17 protein-coding genes are annotated in these 15,261 nt (G+C 62.1%); 10 read left to right on the top strand and 7 right to left on the bottom strand.

Annotated elements, in window-relative coordinates; genetic code table 11:
• The first annotated feature begins 17 nt into the window (after nucleotides 1–17).
• Both HBJ55_RS18135 and HBJ55_RS18130 read left to right on the top strand, forming a co-directional pair.
• Nucleotides 18–491 carry an Lrp/AsnC family transcriptional regulator gene (locus tag HBJ55_RS18135; RefSeq protein ID WP_167118309.1) on the top strand — a complete coding sequence of 158 codons (474 nt, stop codon included), beginning with the start codon at nucleotides 18–20 and terminating at the stop codon, nucleotides 489–491.
• Nucleotides 492–542: 51 nt separating this feature from the next.
• The gene (locus tag HBJ55_RS18130; protein WP_167118306.1) at nucleotides 543–1,472 is read left to right on the top strand and encodes a complex I NDUFA9 subunit family protein; all 930 of its coding nucleotides are present in this window, start codon (nucleotides 543–545) and stop codon (nucleotides 1,470–1,472) included.
• A gap of 54 nt (nucleotides 1,473–1,526) precedes the next feature.
• Here HBJ55_RS18130 and HBJ55_RS18125 read toward each other — a convergent pair whose 3' ends face one another.
• Nucleotides 1,527–2,138, bottom strand: coding sequence for a hypothetical protein (locus HBJ55_RS18125; RefSeq protein WP_338072045.1), 612 nt, complete (start codon nucleotides 2,136–2,138; stop codon nucleotides 1,527–1,529).
• Nucleotides 2,139–2,184: 46 nt separating this feature from the next.
• On the opposite strand from HBJ55_RS18125, the gene HBJ55_RS18120 reads away from it, so the two are divergent.
• From HBJ55_RS18120 to HBJ55_RS18095, 5 genes are all read left to right on the top strand, one after another.
• A complete protein-coding gene (locus HBJ55_RS18120; RefSeq protein ID WP_167118303.1) occupies nucleotides 2,185–3,060 on the top strand; it encodes a LysR substrate-binding domain-containing protein in 876 nt (291 codons plus the stop codon).
• A 131-nt stretch (nucleotides 3,061–3,191) separates the two neighbouring features.
• Nucleotides 3,192–4,439, top strand: coding sequence for an MFS transporter (locus HBJ55_RS18115; RefSeq protein ID WP_167118301.1), 1,248 nt, complete (start codon nucleotides 3,192–3,194; stop codon nucleotides 4,437–4,439).
• Nucleotides 4,440–4,442: 3 nt separating this feature from the next.
• On the top strand, nucleotides 4,443–4,796 hold the full coding sequence (locus tag HBJ55_RS18110) for a hypothetical protein (RefSeq protein WP_167118237.1): 354 nt from the start codon (nucleotides 4,443–4,445) through the stop codon (nucleotides 4,794–4,796).
• 369 nt (nucleotides 4,797–5,165) lie between these two features.
• Complete coding sequence (locus tag HBJ55_RS18100) at nucleotides 5,166–6,110, top strand: 2-dehydropantoate 2-reductase (RefSeq protein ID WP_167118298.1); 945 nt, start codon at nucleotides 5,166–5,168, stop codon at nucleotides 6,108–6,110.
• A gap of 108 nt (nucleotides 6,111–6,218) precedes the next feature.
• The gene (locus HBJ55_RS18095) at nucleotides 6,219–6,986 is read left to right on the top strand and encodes a class I SAM-dependent methyltransferase (protein ID WP_167118295.1); all 768 of its coding nucleotides are present in this window, start codon (nucleotides 6,219–6,221) and stop codon (nucleotides 6,984–6,986) included.
• Between the two features lie 91 nt (nucleotides 6,987–7,077).
• Here HBJ55_RS18095 and thpD read toward each other — a convergent pair whose 3' ends face one another.
• The 3 genes from thpD to HBJ55_RS18080 form a co-directional block, all read right to left on the bottom strand.
• Complete coding sequence (thpD, locus tag HBJ55_RS18090; protein ID WP_167118292.1) at nucleotides 7,078–7,989, bottom strand: ectoine hydroxylase; 912 nt, start codon at nucleotides 7,987–7,989, stop codon at nucleotides 7,078–7,080.
• 166 nt (nucleotides 7,990–8,155) lie between these two features.
• Complete coding sequence (locus HBJ55_RS18085) at nucleotides 8,156–8,866, bottom strand: hypothetical protein (RefSeq protein ID WP_167118289.1); 711 nt, start codon at nucleotides 8,864–8,866, stop codon at nucleotides 8,156–8,158.
• A 40-nt stretch (nucleotides 8,867–8,906) separates the two neighbouring features.
• Nucleotides 8,907–9,383 (bottom strand): YbhB/YbcL family Raf kinase inhibitor-like protein, encoded by a 477-nt coding sequence (locus tag HBJ55_RS18080; protein ID WP_167118287.1) that lies wholly within the window; start codon nucleotides 9,381–9,383, stop codon nucleotides 8,907–8,909.
• A gap of 75 nt (nucleotides 9,384–9,458) precedes the next feature.
• Between HBJ55_RS18080 and HBJ55_RS18075 the strand changes: the two genes are divergently transcribed.
• Nucleotides 9,459–9,920: a flavodoxin family protein gene (locus HBJ55_RS18075; RefSeq protein ID WP_206022749.1), complete on the top strand. Its 462-nt coding sequence runs from the start codon at nucleotides 9,459–9,461 to the stop codon at nucleotides 9,918–9,920.
• A gap of 52 nt (nucleotides 9,921–9,972) precedes the next feature.
• On the opposite strand, the gene fadA is transcribed toward HBJ55_RS18075, so the two are convergent.
• Together fadA and fadB are read right to left on the bottom strand one after the other, a co-directional pair.
• Entirely contained in the window at nucleotides 9,973–11,151 is a 1,179-nt protein-coding gene (fadA, locus tag HBJ55_RS18070; RefSeq protein WP_167118281.1) for an acetyl-CoA C-acyltransferase FadA, read from the bottom strand.
• A 28-nt stretch (nucleotides 11,152–11,179) separates the two neighbouring features.
• Nucleotides 11,180–13,357, bottom strand: coding sequence for a fatty acid oxidation complex subunit alpha FadB (gene fadB, locus HBJ55_RS18065; RefSeq protein ID WP_167118278.1), 2,178 nt, complete (start codon nucleotides 13,355–13,357; stop codon nucleotides 11,180–11,182).
• Nucleotides 13,358–13,716: 359 nt separating this feature from the next.
• Here fadB and slyA point away from each other — a divergent pair, with 359 nt between their 5' ends.
• Nucleotides 13,717–14,160 carry a transcriptional regulator SlyA gene (gene slyA / locus HBJ55_RS18060; protein WP_167118276.1) on the top strand — a complete coding sequence of 148 codons (444 nt, stop codon included), beginning with the start codon at nucleotides 13,717–13,719 and terminating at the stop codon, nucleotides 14,158–14,160.
• A 5-nt stretch (nucleotides 14,161–14,165) separates the two neighbouring features.
• On the opposite strand, the gene HBJ55_RS18055 is transcribed toward slyA, so the two are convergent.
• Nucleotides 14,166–14,702, bottom strand: a complete 537-nt coding sequence (locus tag HBJ55_RS18055) for a preprotein translocase subunit YajC (protein ID WP_167118273.1) — start codon at nucleotides 14,700–14,702, stop codon at nucleotides 14,166–14,168.
• 100 nt (nucleotides 14,703–14,802) lie between these two features.
• On the opposite strand from HBJ55_RS18055, the gene HBJ55_RS18050 reads away from it, so the two are divergent.
• Entirely contained in the window at nucleotides 14,803–15,255 is a 453-nt protein-coding gene (locus HBJ55_RS18050; RefSeq protein ID WP_167118270.1) for a universal stress protein, read from the top strand.
• Nucleotides 15,256–15,261: the final 6 nt, after the last annotated feature.

The following is a 15,261-nucleotide window of genomic DNA, read 5'->3' as shown; positions in this document are numbered from 1 at the left end:
CATTGACGAGGCACCCCATGCGCAATCTCAAACTCGACCGCATCGACCGCATGCTGCTCGAAGCCCTTCAGCAGGACGCCCGTCTGACCACTGCCGAACTGGCAGAACTCGTGAGTCTCTCCCCCTCCCCTTGCGCTCGTCGTATTCGCCGGCTCGAGCAGGCCGGGCTGATCACTCGCTACCGTGCCGAACTGGACAAGGTCCGGCTCGGCCTGACGATCACGATCTTCGTACAGGTACGTCTCGACCAGCACCAGCAGGAGCGGGTGGACGAATTCGAGGAGAGCGTCCGAGAGATGCCGGAAGTGGTTCAATGTCATAGCGTTTCCGGTCACTTCGACTATCTGCTTCAAGTGATCATTGCCGATATGGGCGCCTTCGAGCAGTGGCTGCGACAATTCCGCCAGTTGAAGATGGTCAGTACCGTGGACAGCAGCTTTGCGATACGCGCGATCAAGGAAAACGGCCCACTTCCCCTGCCGATCCAGTAATCCCGGCTATCGTCGGATACCTCAGCACCAGCGAGCCCCCAGGGAGTCAACATGGCGAAGGGCCCCATTACCGTCTTCGGCGGAACTGGCTTTCTCGGTCGTCACGTGGTGCAGGAACTGTTCGACGCCGGCCATGCGGTTCGCATCGCGGCGCGCCGGCCCGCACTACCCGAATGGGCCGAGCCCGGCGACCCCCTGGAGCCGATGAGCATCGACATCCGCAGCGAGAGCGACGTGAGCCGGGCCCTCGAAGGAGCTTGCGGAGCGGTCAACGCCGTGAGCCTCTACGTCGAGCATCGCCGGTTGAGCTTCGATCAGGTGCATGTAGAAGGGGCCGGACGCCTGGCCCGCCTGGCCCGGACACAAGGCGTCACATCTTTTGTCCAGCTCTCCGGCATCGGCGCCGACACCTCGTCGCGCTCACGCTACGTGAAGGCGCGAGGGCGCGGCGAGTCGGCCGTCATCGATGCCTTTCCTAAGGCGGTCATCCTGCGGCCGAGCGTCATGTTCGGTCCCGATGACGCGTTCCTCAGCCGCTTGGCGGACTTGACCCGGCTCCCCGTCATCCCGCTCTTCGGCCAAGGCGAGACGAAGCTGCAGCCGGTGCATGTGGTGGATGTGGCGAGGGCAATCGTGTGCCTGATGGGAGCCACTCCACCCGAGCGACGGCTGTTCGAGCTGGGCGGCCTGGAAATCTTGAGCTACCGGGAGATACTCGAGCTGATCATGGCCCATCTGGAGCGCGAGCGCAGGCTGCTGCCTGTACCGTTCCCGCTGTGGCAACTTGCCGCCCTGCTGGTTTCGCCGTTACCCGGACCACCGCTGACTCGGGACCAGGTCATCATGATGACCGAGGACAATACGGTCGGCGAAGGCGTGGGCACGTTCGCCGACCTCGGTATCCTGCCGCGTTCGCTGCATGATGCCCTGCCCGCCTGTCTACCGGCACAGGGCTCCGATCGGCCCGGTTCGCGCCACTGACGAGGCTGGAAAAGTCGTACTGCAGAATGTTTTCTCTGTCATGCTGGCCGTGCCTTACTGCCAACGCCACCCATGCCGTTCCCACCATTCCAGTGCAATGGTCCGGTTCTCCGCGTTGGCGCCCTTATCGAGCGTCGTAGCAAGGCGAACATAATCGCCACCGGTCTGGGCCATCAACCGCGGGTCCTGAGTGGCCAGCTGAAGCGCATACAGCGCCAGCATCAGCTCGTATTCGTCATGAGTATCGAGCAGCGCAAACAGCATCGGGACCGCAGGCTCGCCGAGCTGCCCCAGACGCTCCGCCGCGATGTACCAGACCCTGGGATGTTCCTCACCGCCATAGACATCGATGAAGCGCCTGTCGGCCAGGCGACTGATGTAATAGTGGACCTCGTCCTCCTCCGAGGCGAAGAGCGGGGGTACCCAGAAGCGATCGTGACGCGTGGTGGCCACTAGGGGGGGCGAAGGCTCGGTCGACAAGACCTGCTCGGGCTCGTTGCGAGCTGTCTCGGAAGCGGCCCGCTCGGTTACCTGCGCCGACCGGCCGGCACAGCCGACCGCCAGCATCATGATAAACAAGACCGGGATGGATTTCGGGACTCTCGACATCACCTGGGCACCACTCCTCTCGCTCGTGCACTGCTTGGCGCCATGGATGGTCGCCACGGGGCTCTCATGGTATGAACAAATATCGATCCGGGCGAGAGATAAAATGCCACGACGACTGCCCCCATTGAATACGCTGCGCCTTTTCGAAGCCGCAGCACGACTCGGTCAGCTCAAGGCGGCCGCCGAAGAGCTGGCGTTGACCCCAAGCGCGGTGAGCCACGGCATCCGTGCGCTCGAGCACTGGCTCGGTATCGCGCTGTTCCAGCGCACCCCGCAGGGCCTGCGGCTGACTGCCGAGGGCGAACGCTATGCAGCGACTGTGCGCGAGTCGCTGTCGCTGCTTGCCGAGGGCACCGAAACTTTGTTGGGCGTCAATGAGCCGCGGCATTTGGCCATCAGCGCCCCCCCTTTCTTCGCCGTCCGCTGGCTGCTGCCACGGCTCGGCGATTTTCGTACCCTTCACCCCGACGTCACCGTCTTGCTCGATACCTCGCAGCAGCAGGTGTCGCTGGAAGCGGGCGAGATGGACATGGCGATCCGCATGGGGCGTGGCGATTGGTCCGCGCTTGCCTGCGACCTGCTGTTCCACGAGCGCCTGGTACCGGTATGCGCGCCCTCGCTGGTGGATCGGGTACGGGCCGATCCCTCCAGCGTCTGCCACATTCACATGCGCACGGTGCACGAGGAGTGGCAGCGCTGGTGGGATGCCACCGGCCGTCCCCTTCCTGTTTCCAACAAGGCGTTCTTCGTCGATACGTTGCAACTGGCCTATGAAGCAGCCGCCAACGGCTTCGGCATCGCCATGGGACGGCGGCCACTGGTTGATACCGAACTCGAGCATGGCCTTCTCGTCCAGCCATGGCGGGACACCGTGGAAATCGAGACCGGCTATTGGCTGGCGATACCGCCGAGACGTCGAAGCGAGCCCATGATCGAGCTGTTTCGCGACTGGTTGCTGCAGCAGATTCCTACTGCGTAGCGTCGTCGAGGTCAGGCGCATCCAGGGCGACGAATATCCTTCAACCGGTAGCGAAAAGGTTTCGTTTGAGCCGTACGCTGCACTCGGTTGCAATGCGGTCATGTGTTCTCGCGCATATTGGAGAGACCGCCATGAACCCTTCCCCTGCTGCGCCTCCCTCGGGATTCTCGGCACCGCCGCTACTGGTGCTGGTCGGCTGCGCCTGTGCCATTTCCCTCATCACTTTCGGCGTACGCTCTATCTTCGGCCTGTTTACCGACCCCGTGACCGAGACCTTTGGCTGGACGCGGGAAACCTTTGCCTTTGCCATTGCTCTGCAAAATCTCATGTGGGGTCTGACTCAACCCTTCGCCGGCGCCCTGGTCGACCGCTACGGCCCCGTGCGGGTGCTGGTTACGGGAGCGGCGTGCTACGCTGCCGGGTTGGCATTGATGGCGGTAAGCGCCTCGCCACTGACATTGACGCTAAGTGCCGGTGTCCTGGTCGGGATCGGCATGGGTGGTGCCTCCTTCGTCACCGTGCTGGGGGCATTGGGCAAGCTGATGCCTGCCTCGCATCGCGGCTGGGCACTGGGGATGGGCACGGCGGCCGGATCGCTCGGCCAGTTCCTGTTTGCCCCGCTGGGGCAGGCCTTCATTGCCGGCTACGGCTGGCAGACCGCCGCGCTGCTCCTGGCTGGCGGCGTCGCGATGGTCCTGGGCCTGGCATTTGGCGTTCGAGGCACACCGCAAACGGCCACTGTCGAGCAGGGCACGGAGCTGACGTTGCGGCAAACGCTGTGCCTGGCAATGCGTCACCCCAGCTATGTCTACCTGCTGCTGGGCTTCTCGGTGTGCGGTTTTCAGCTCGCCTTCATCACCGTCCACCTGCCTCCCTATCTCAACGACCAGGGCGTGGACGCAGCGATTGCGGGCTGGGCCATCGGCGCCATCGGCCTGGCCAACGTGCTGGGCGCCTATGCCGCGGGCATGCTCAGCACCCGCCTCAGCCAGCGCGGGCTACTCTCCTTCATCTATTTCGCCCGCGCCGTGGCCATCATGCTCTTCATGAGCTTTCCCATCACCGACGCCAGCGTGCTGCTGTTCGCAACCGCGATGGGTCTGCTGTGGCTCTCCACCGTGCCGCTGACCTCCGGGCTGGTTGCCTTGATGTTCGGCACGCGCTTCATGGCCACGCTGTTCGGTTTGATCTTCCTGAGTCACCAGGTCGGGTCGTTCTTTGGCGTCTGGCTGGGCGGTCGGCTGTTCGAACTGACCGCTAGCTACCAACTGGTGTGGTGGCTCACCGCCGCGCTTGGAGCCGCTGCAGGCCTAATCCACCTGCCGATCCGCGAGCGACCTGCCCCCAGGCCTGCCGCCATGTTGGGAGCGGGAGGCTAAGGCATGCCCGCTTCAGCCCTGGATCGTCACACCTTTGCCATTGGCTTTATTGCCCTGGCAGTGGCCGTGAGCCTGCTCATAGGCCTGCTTCCTGCTCGTCAGGCTACCGACGACTTCGAGACTCCTCAGCTCCTGGTCGCTCTTTTTGCTCCAGGGGAGCCCGCCCATGCCAGCCGCGACGCCATTCGCGAGGCCGGCGCGCTTCCCCGCCGGGCACTTCTGGACGGTATGCTGGTCAGCTTCGTGGCCTGGAATCCGCAGCAGGTCCAACGGCTTGAGCGAGGCGGTGCCTTCGTCCTGGCCCTGCCCTCCCGCCTCGACTTCGCGCTGGGTTGTACCGTCATCGCCCCACGATGACGCCACCCGCTGACCGCATGGCTCTCTTCCGAGAGAAGTGACGGCATCCACGGTAAGGCCGAGCTGGTTGAGGCCGACGATGGCGGCATCGTCTACCACGTTCAGGGTCGCCAGGATGCGCCGGCCATTAGCCTGAAACCCTACTTTGGACAGCGCCTGGAAGCCCTAGGCACGATTCAGATCGCAGGTAGGCAACGTTCTCCCGGTACGTATCGATGGCCACGCGACACGGGGCGAGAGGTATCCCCACCTCGTCGCCATGCCGTCCACCCTCGGTACATCGCAACCCAGACAGGGTATAAGAGGCATACACGAATACTATCTTGCCGCTATGCTCCGAGAAACGAGAGTGAAGCGAGAGGAGGAACCATGAAGTTCGCCATCATGGGTAGCGGTGGTGTAGGCGGCTACTTCGGTGCGCGCCTGGCCGAGGCCGGTGAAGATGTCACTTTCATTGCCCGCGGCGAGCACCTGGCCGCCATGCAGCGTCAGGGGCTATGCGTTAGCAGCATCAAGGGGGATGTCACGTTGACCCAGGTCAAGGCCACGGACGATCCCGCCAGCATCGGGGAAGTGGATTGTGTGATCGTGGCCGTCAAAGCATGGCAAGTGCGCGAGGCGGCCGAATCGATCCGCCCCATAGTTGGACCCGATACACTGGTGCTGCCCCTGGAGAACGGCGTCGAGGCCGCTGATATCCTGGCCGAAGTGCTGGGTGCCGCTCCGGTACTCGATGGCCTTTGCGGCATCCTGGCTTGGCGGGAAGCGCCAGGGCGGATACGCCATGCCGGCGTGGATCCGTTCATTCGCTTCGGCGAGTGTGACAACCACAGCAGCACACGTACGGCACGGCTCAAGGTCATTTTCGACAAAGCGCATGGAATCAGCGCCGAGATTCCCGACGACATTCGCGTCGCTCAGTGGAGCAAGTTCCTCTTCATTTGCGCCATGAGCGGCATCGGCAGCATCAGTCGGGCCCCCATCGGAGTCACTCGCCAGCTACCCGAGACGCGAGCCCTGATCCAGGCCATGCTCGAGGAAATCGACCAGGTTGCCCGCGGACATGGCGTCGCCTTTCCCCTCGACGCCGTCACTCGCGCCATGCAATTCATCGATGCCATGCCGGCCGAGAGCACCTCCTCCATGCAGCGCAACATCATGGCCGGCGAGCCTTCCGAGCTGGAGTCGCAGAACGGCGCCGTGGTGCGCCTGGGCCAAGCGATTGGCGTAGCAACACCGGTTCACTCCTTGATCTATGCCGCCCTGCTACCGCAGGAATTGGCAGCCCGCGGAGAAGTGCCGGCAGACGAATGAGCCGCCGTCTCTTGCGGAAACTCCAACAAAGGGTGGCAAAGCCCGGATTGGAGTATTCTGATATTGACGAGACGTGGAATGTCACCCTCCTCCTGCTGGAGCACCGATATGACCGACGCCCCACATAATGCCCCGGGCCAGCATTGGGATGCCGCCGCCTATGCCCACAATGCCGATTTCGTTGCCGAGCTGGGTAATACGGTGGCCAGGCTGCTCGACCCTCGCCCCGGCGAGCGCATTCTCGACCTGGGTTGCGGCGATGGCACTCTGACCGAGGTGCTGGCGAAGTCCGGCGCCACCGTCGTCGGTGTGGATGCCGCCATCGACATGGTCGAGGCCGCCCGAGCGCGGGGACTGGACGCTCGTGTTCAGGACGCTCATAACCTGCCCTTCGAGCATGAATTCGATGCCGTATTCAGCAATGCCGCTCTGCACTGGATGCTCAACCATGAAGCCGTAGTGGCCAGCATTCATCGCTCGCTGAAGCCGGGTGGCCGGTTCGTCGCCGAATTCGGCGGCCACGGCAACGTTGCGGCAATCTGCACCGCCATGCTGGCAGCCCTTCAGGCGCGGGGCATCAGCGGCAAGGCCCGCTTCCCGTGGTTCTTTCCCACTTCCGAAGAGTATCGGGATTGCCTGGAAACGGCCGGGTTCACGATCGAGACCATCGAATTGATTCCGCGTCCGACCCGCTTGCCTACGGGAATGACCGGCTGGCTCGCCACCTTTGCCAACCCCTTCCTGCATGGACTGGACGAAGAAGTTCGCGAGGCGGTGCTGAATGACGCCTTGGCGCTGCTGGCACCCAGCCTGTGCGACAGCCATGGCAACTGGACGGCCGATTACGTCCGTTTGCGTCTAAAGGCGCATCGCTGAGACGCCAGACCCCGTTTCTCGGGGGCCTGACGCCTATGATGCATGACATGGCGATACGGAAGGGCATCCGCGACACATCGCCGTTTAGCGCTTAACCTACCGGTTCGAGCGGGTTCCAGTTCGTGCGATTGGCCAGGAACTCAGGACGCGGGCGGTTGCCGCAGAAGGGATTCATCAAGCCATTATCGACACTGTTGTAGACGAAAAAGAGGTTGCTGCGTGGCCAGCAGGACATGTTGGTATTGGAACCATGCATGGTGTTGCATTCAAACATGACCAGGGTGCCTGCAGGCCCCTTCGGCGCCTCGATATCCCCCTTGAGCATCAATTCGCGCAGGCTGGCATTGTCGGGCACGCCCACATACTGGCTCTTGAGGGACTCCTTGTAGTTATCGGTCGGCGTGCGTCCCACACAAGGAACGAAATATTTGTGCGAGCCGGGAATCAGCATCAACGGTCCGTTGAACTCGCCATTGTCGGTCAGCACGATGGAACAGCTCAGCGAGCGCATGCGCGGCATCCCATCCTCGCTGTGCCAGGTCTCGAAGTCGGAGTGCCAGTCGAAGCCCTTGCCCTTGAAGCCGGGCTTGTAATTGATGCGCGACTGATGGATGTACACACCTTTGCCTAGCAGCTGCTCGACCATGGCCAGAAGCCGCGGATCGCGGGTCAAGCGGCTGAAGCGTTCGGAAATCTCGTGGATACCGAAAATGGAACGAATCTCCTCTCGTCCCGGCTCGAGTATGGTGCCTTCCGAAAGCTTGAGGTCTTCATCCTCTTCGTAGTCGCGTAACTCCTCAATGAAGGCTTGCATCTCTTCGCGGTCGAAAAAGCCTTCGAACGAGAGAAAACCCTTCTCTTCGTATTCACGTACCTGCTCCTCGCTCAACGGCCCCTCATGTCCTCCCGTTCCTTCGGGGTAGACCACGGGGTCGATACGCTCGAACATGCCAAGCTTGCGTTCCAATCGCGTAGGGAACAGATCCTGCACATCATGTTTCATCGCATGCTCCTCCTTGAATCCAAGCGAAACGCCAATCATCCGACTGGTGATTTTTCACCCTAGACGTGGAAAGGTTTGCATGCAAAACGACTTTGTATCGGCCTATTGCGCCAAGCAAAGTGATCGTAATCGCCGCAGGAAAAGCAAAGCTGACCCGTTGGCATGCTCACGCCTCAGGTGGCAACGACGACAGCTCATCCTTGTCATTCAACTGCCTAATTTCCCGGCACAATCGACGCCGCTGCCAGGGCGAGGAGAGTCTCTTGGTATCCCAGGTCACCGGTACCAGGCCACACTCTGGCTGTTGCTCGATGAATTCGAAACGCCGCTCGGCGCCGATCGGTAGATCCTCCGAGCCGTAGATACAGATGATGCGAATGGTCAGTGAGCGAAATACCACACCATTCCGCGGATGGATCCCCTCCATTTCGAATCCGCCGTCATACGCCAAGCGCTTGGTCAATGCCCCGAAGCTGTCGATATGCACGAAATTGCCCGGCCCCAGCGGCCCTTGATGTGAGCCATCGCGCACGATGGGAGACGAATCCGCCGTCAAGCTCGAACCGCATTCCCGACGGCTCTCATCGTCACCGCTGTAACTCTCGGTACGATCGGTCACATCAACACACACGATGCCACGCGAAGTCTCCAGTTCAGCGATGACGTGCTGAATGAATACCGGCTCGGCACTCATGTTGCTGATGATGCACAGGGCGTCGATATCCTTCTTCCTGCCCCGGTTGATCAGCAGGCGTGGCCGACGCTGACGACGAAAGCTGAAGTAGAGCAGCTGGGCATAGACCACCCATACGAGCAAAGTGCCGATATCGGTGAGCACGGAGATGTTGTCCCCGTGCTGGGAGAGCCAATCGAACATCGCAATCCTCCCTGACTGCCATGAACGTTACGTCGCTCCATCAACCGCGACGATAGGTGCCGATCAGGCGGTTCATGCCCAGCAGGTGCGGTTCGAGCTGTTTGAGCAACTCCTCGAGCCCCAACCCCTCCGGAAGGTCGGTCGGCTTGTCGAGCGCCAGCACCCAGAAGTAATAATGGTGTACACCGTGGCCCTCGGGAGGCATCGGCCCCCCGTAGCCGATCTTGCCGAAATCGTTCTTGCCGCTCGTACCGTCGCTGGTGCCTTCGGCCAGGGAGGTCGTTGAGCCGGGCAGGTTGTAGAGCAGCCAGTGTACGAAGCCATAGCTGCCGTGCTGAACGAGGGGCGCATCGGGGTCATGGCAAATGACGGCATAACCCTTGGTACCCTCGGGAGCATCGCGCCAACTCAGCGCCGGGGATACGTCATCGCCCTCTCCCGTATATCGGCTGGGAATGGCGTCATGCGCCTCGAAAGCAGAACTCTCCAAGTGCATGTCCGAAAGTGCGAAGGCCATGGGATAACTCCTCCTGTGTGCAGGAAACGCGAAGGTGCCGAAACAGCGTCGGAAAAAGCCGTTAGACTGTCAAACATGAAACGACTGCTGATCGTGGCGCATGCCCCGTCACCCAATACTCGACGCCTGCGCGACGCCGCCGAATGCGGCGCACGCCACCCCGATATCGATGCTGTCGAGGTAGTGGTAAAACCACCGCTCGACGCCGGCCCCAGGGATATTCGCCGTTGCGACGCCATCCTGCTGGGCACCACCGAAAACCTGGGCTACATGAGCGGGGCCCTGAAGGATTTCTTCGACCGCAGCTACTACGCCGTTCTGGAAGAGAAACAGGGCCTTCCCTGCGCGCTCTACATACGAGCGGGGCACGATGGCACCGGAACGCGCCGGGCGGTGGAAAGCATCGTCTCGGGGCTGTGCTGGCGCTGGGCACAGGAGCCGCTAGTGCTGCGCGGGGAGTGGCAGGATAGTTTCGTAGATCATGTGGAGGAGCTAGGCCTCTACCTGGCAGCAGGGCTCGAAGCGGGTGTGCTGTAAGAATAAAAAGCGGCACCCCGTAAGGTGCCGCTGGTATCGCTACCGAAGGCGCTTAGTTGAGCCGCTCGAAGACAGTAGCCACCCCCTGCCCCATGCCGATACACATGGTGGCGAGCCCCAAGGTAGTATCCTGCTGACGCATCACGTTGAGCAGCGTGGTGCAGATACGTGCGCCGGAGCAGCCCAGCGGATGGCCCAGAGCGATGGCGCCACCATTGAGGTTGACCTTCTCGTCCATGGCGTCGAGGAAACCGAGGTCCTTGAGTACCGGGATCGCCTGGGCGGCAAAGGCCTCGTTGAGCTCGACGGTCTGGATGTCCTCGGACGACAGACCGGCAGCCTTGAGCGCCTTCTTGGAGGCTGGCACCGGGCCGTAGCCCATGATCGAGGCATCGCAGCCCGCCACGCCGGTAGAGAGCACCCTGGCGATGGGTTCGAGACCCAGCGCCTGGGCACGTTCGTAGCTCATCACGGCCATCGCCGAGGCACCCACGGAAAGCGCCGAAGAAGTACCCGCTGATACCGTGCCGCTGCGTGGATCGAAGACCGGCTTGAGCTTGGCCATCTCCTCGAGACTGGCATCGATGCGCACTACCTCGTCGTGCTTGAACAGTGTGCGGAATCCGCGTTCGTCATGCCCTTCGACGCCTACGATCTCGTTGTCGAAGTAACCCTGCTGGTTGGCCGCGTAGGCACGCTGGTGCGAACGTACGCCGAACTTGTCCTGCTCCTCGCGGGTCACGCCGTGCATCTTGCCCAGCAGCTCCGCAGTCAGCCCCATCATCATGGCCGCTTTGGCGGCATACTTGCTCGCCGCCGGATTGACGTCGACGCCATGGGCCATGGGCACGTGCTCCATGTGTTCCACACCGCCGATGACGTAGAAGTCGCCCATGCCGGCCTTGATGTTGGCCGCGGCAATATGCAGCGCAGTCATGGAAGAGCCGCACAGGCGATTGACCGTCTGTGCCGGCACCGTGCGTGGAATGCCGGTCATGATGGCCGCGTTGCGGGCGATATTCATCGCTTGCTCGAGGGTCTGGTTGACGCAGCCCCAGATAACGTCGTCGACTTCCGCCGGGTCGAGGCCCGCGTTGCGATCGAACAGCGCCTGCATCACCGCGGCTGAGAGGTTCTCTGCGCGCACGTTGCGGAAGGCACCGTTCTTGGCCTTGGCCATGGCGGTACGAACGCCATCGACCACCACGATGTCTCTCGGATTCAAACTCATATCAACTCACCTCCTGCTCGTGGTGGATTCAGCCCTGGGCCTGGGTGGAATAGAAACGCTCGCCGGAATCGGCCATCTGACGCAGCTTGGCGGTCGGGGCGTAAAGCGGCCCCAACTCCTCGGCCAAGCCCTCGGCCAGCTTGACGAACTCGGCCACGCCCATGGCATCGATGTAGCGCAGCGCACCACCGCGGAACGGCGGGAAACCGATACCGTAGATCAGCGCCATGTCGGCTTCGGCCGGGGTCTCGACGATGCCGTCTTCCAGGCAGCGCACGGTCTCCAGGCACAGCGGTACCATCATGCGGGCGACGATATCCTCATCGGAGAACTCCTTCTCCTCCTTGGCGACTTGCTTGACCAGTGCATAAGCCTGCTCGTCGCTGACCTTCTTCGGTTTGCCCTTCTTGTCTTCTTCGTAGGCATAGAAGCCCTTGTCGTTCTTCTGCCCCAAGCGCTCGTTCTCGTACATGACCTGGATGGCGGTCTTGTCATCTCGGGCCATGCGATCGGGAAAGCCTTCCGCCATCACTTCGTTGGCGTGCACCGCGGTGTCCATGCCTACCACGTCGAGCAGATAGGCCGGCCCCATGGGCCAACCGAACTTCTCCATTACCTTGTCGATGCGCTGGAAGTCCGCGCCCTGCTCGACCAGCAGGCTGAAACCGCCGAAATAGGGAAACAGCACACGGTTGACCAGGAACCCGGGGCAGTCGTTGACCACGATGGGCGTCTTGCCCATGGCGCGGGCGTAGGCCACGGTGGCCGCCACGGCAGCGTCGCCGGTCTTCTCGCCGCGGATGACCTCCACCAGCGGCATGCGATGCACCGGATTGAAGAAGTGCATGCCGCAGAAATTCTCGGGGCGCTTGAGGTTCTGTGCCAGGCGGGTAATCGAAATGGTCGAGGTGTTGGAGGTGAGGATGGTGTCCTCTGCCACCTGTCCTTCCACTTCGCTGAGTACCGCGTCCTTGACCTTGGGATTCTCGACCACCGCCTCGACGACGAGGTCGACGTGACCGAAGTCGCCGTAGGAGAGCGTCGGGCGGATATGGGTCAGCTTCTCAGCCATCTGCTCGGTGGTGAGCTTGCCGCGCTCCACCTGCTTGGAAAACAGCTTGCGCGACTCCTTCAGGCCCAGTTCGATGGCCTCCTCGTTGATGTCCTTCATCAGGATAGGGGTGCCCTTGGAGGCGCTCTGGTAGGCGATGCCGCCTCCCATGATACCGGCCCCCAGCACGGCCGTCTGCTTGACCGCCTTGGCCTGCTTCTCGTACTTGCCGGCTTTCTTCTTGACCACCTGGTCGTTGAGGAACAGCCCGACAAGGTTGTAGCAGACATCGGTCAACGCCAGCTTGGCGAAGGCCTTGGCCTCAATGGACTGGGCGCGGGCTCGCTCCTCGCCGGCGCCCTTCTGTATCACCTTGATCGCCTCGATCGGTGCCGGGTAGTGCGGCCCCGCCTTGCCCGCCACGTAGCCCTTGGCGGTCTCGAAGGCCATCATCTGCTCGATGGCATTGAGCTTGAGCGGCCCGCTCTTCTCGGCGCGGCGCGCCTGGTAATCAAGCTCGCCGGCATTGGCCCGCGCCAGGATGTCCAGTGCCGCCGCCTCGAGTTGCTCATTCGGCACCACGGCGTCCACGGCGCCCACCTTGAGGGCCGCATCGGCGCGGTTCTCGGTACCGCCGGCAATCCACTCCACGGCATTGTCGGCGCCGATCAGGCGCGGCAGACGCACGCAGCCGCCCCAGCCGGGCAGTATGCCGAGTTTGGTCTCGGGCAGGCCGATCTTGGCCTGCTCACCCATCACTCGAAAATCGGTGGTCAGCGTGACCTCGCAGCCCCCCCCCAGCGCAAGGCCGTTGATCGCAGCTACCGTTGGGAACGGCAGATCCTCGATGGCATTGAAGATGTCATGCACCTTCAGGTTCATCTCTACCAGGTACTCTTCGCCCTTCTCGAACAGACCGTGAAACTCGGTGATGTCGGCACCGACGATGAAGACATCCTTGGCGCTACCGATCACCAACCCCTGGAGGCCACTCTCTTCACGAATGGCCCGCACGGCCTCGTCCAGTTCGGCGACCACGGCACTGGACAGCTTGTTGATGGACTCGCCCTTCAAATCGAAGGTGAGCATGGCGATGTCGTCGCCCCCGTTCTTGGTACCGCGTGCCACCGTGATGGCATTGCCTTGATAGATCATCCACGTATCTCCACACAGAGGGTTGGCGTTGGAGAAGTGCCAGATTTCATACGGCCGTTTGATTCAGGCAAGCTTGGTGCACACAGGCCGGCTCGTCAAGCCCCCGATGAGCTTAGTAGCCCCTGAGCTTCGAGCGCGGGACCGCAGCGTGCAGAAATATCGAACTCGCTGACAGCATAGCCACACGCCAGTGGCACGCGAAAACTTGCCGCCCCTGGCTGACAGTTGCCATGCGAATTGGCGGAACCTTTTCATTAGCCGGATAATCGAAACCTCAAGACGCTTCACGCACCAGACAAGTTGCATTACACGCAAGGGGTCCGGACAATTCAGTTAATTCAACGATAAAGCGGAGTCCCATGCACCAGAACATCGGCTTCCGACTGTCCCGCCTGCCCCGCCTATGGCGTGCCATCATCGATCGACGCCTTGCCCCGCTGGGCTTGACGCAGACGCGCTGGATCACGCTTTACCATCTCTGGCGGCTCGGCGACGGACAGCCACAGTGCGACCTGGCACGAGCGATTGGCGTAGAGGCGCCCTCTCTGGTTCGCACCCTCGACCAACTCTCCGACCAAGGACTCATCGAACGCTGCCCCTGCGACCAGGATCGACGCACCAAGCGCGTTTTCCTGACGACGGCGGCAACCCCACTGCTCGAGCAGATCGATGAGGTGGTCACCCAGGCCAGGCGTGAAATGCTGGCCGGCTTGAGCGAAGAGGAAATACAGCATCTCGACGCCCTGCTGGAGCACATCGAGAACAATGGCCTGACGATCCAGGCCAGGGAGAGCGAGGGCTGAGCGAATCAACTGCGTGATGCTCCTTCACCGAAGTCCGACTTGACCCTGCGCTGATCGGTACGCCCGGCCAGGGCATCGCGCAGCTGGTGGAAGTCCTCGAGGTAGGTGAGAAAGCGCTCCGCCGTCTGCGACTCCCACCACCATAGAGTGACGGCGAATTCGTTGGACTCGACGACCAGCGCATCCTGGGGCAGACGTGTCAACAGTGCCTCGAGCGGCTCGCGTGCCGCTTGTGGCAGGGGCCGGAGCGGTTCGATACGCCAGCGCCAGTCGGCAATGCAAGGCTTGAGTACGTCGCTGGCCTCACTGGCACGCACCAGCAGGAAGCGTGGCCCAGGGGCAGCGGCCGGGTAGCTCCACCGATAGCCCGGCATGGCGGTCTCGATACCGTGCAGCGGCGGCTTTTCCAGTACGACCTTGACCCCCGCCTTGGCCGCCGCATTGCGCAGAGGGATGATGCGGCGCTGTCGGGGGCTGGGCCTGAGCCACATTACCGGTGAAATGACCAACAGCAGTGCCGCAAGAATGACTAGCCAGACCATCCGGATTCTCCTGATTCTTGATGCAAGTCGTTGTCTTGATTCATGAGCCGTCCTAGAGTGAAGGCATACCGAACACATGCCGTTACGCAGGAGCCCTGCCATGAGCAATGAATACCGCCATATCCTGGTTGCCGTCGATTTGACCAAGGATTCCCACAAGGTGCTCGAGCGCGCCCTGCAGATCGCCGAGCGCAACCACGCCAAGCTGTCGATCATGCATACGCTCGAACCGCTAGGCTTCGCCTATGGTGGTGATATCCCCATGGACCTCACCAGCATTCAGGATCAGTTGGACGAGCATGCCAAGCAGCGCCTGTCCGAGATCGCCGACCCTCACGTGACCAAGGAGAACCAGCACGTATTGGTGGGTATGCCCGATACCGAGATCCATCGTTTCGCCGCAGAGAACGGCGTCGACCTGATCGTGGTTGGCTCCCATGGCCGGCACGGCTTTGCCCTGCTGCTCGGCTCCACCTCCACCGGCGTCCTGCATGGTGCCCAGTGCGACGTGCTCGCGGTGCGTGTGGGCAAGAAGGGCGAAACGGCCGAGTAGAATCCT

Source organism: Billgrantia bachuensis (assembly GCF_011742165.1).
In the GTDB taxonomy this organism is placed as follows: domain Bacteria; phylum Pseudomonadota; class Gammaproteobacteria; order Pseudomonadales; family Halomonadaceae; genus Halomonas; species Halomonas bachuensis.
The sequence above is the reverse complement of the archived record's forward strand: the minus strand, read 5'-3'. Positions and strand labels throughout refer to the sequence as shown.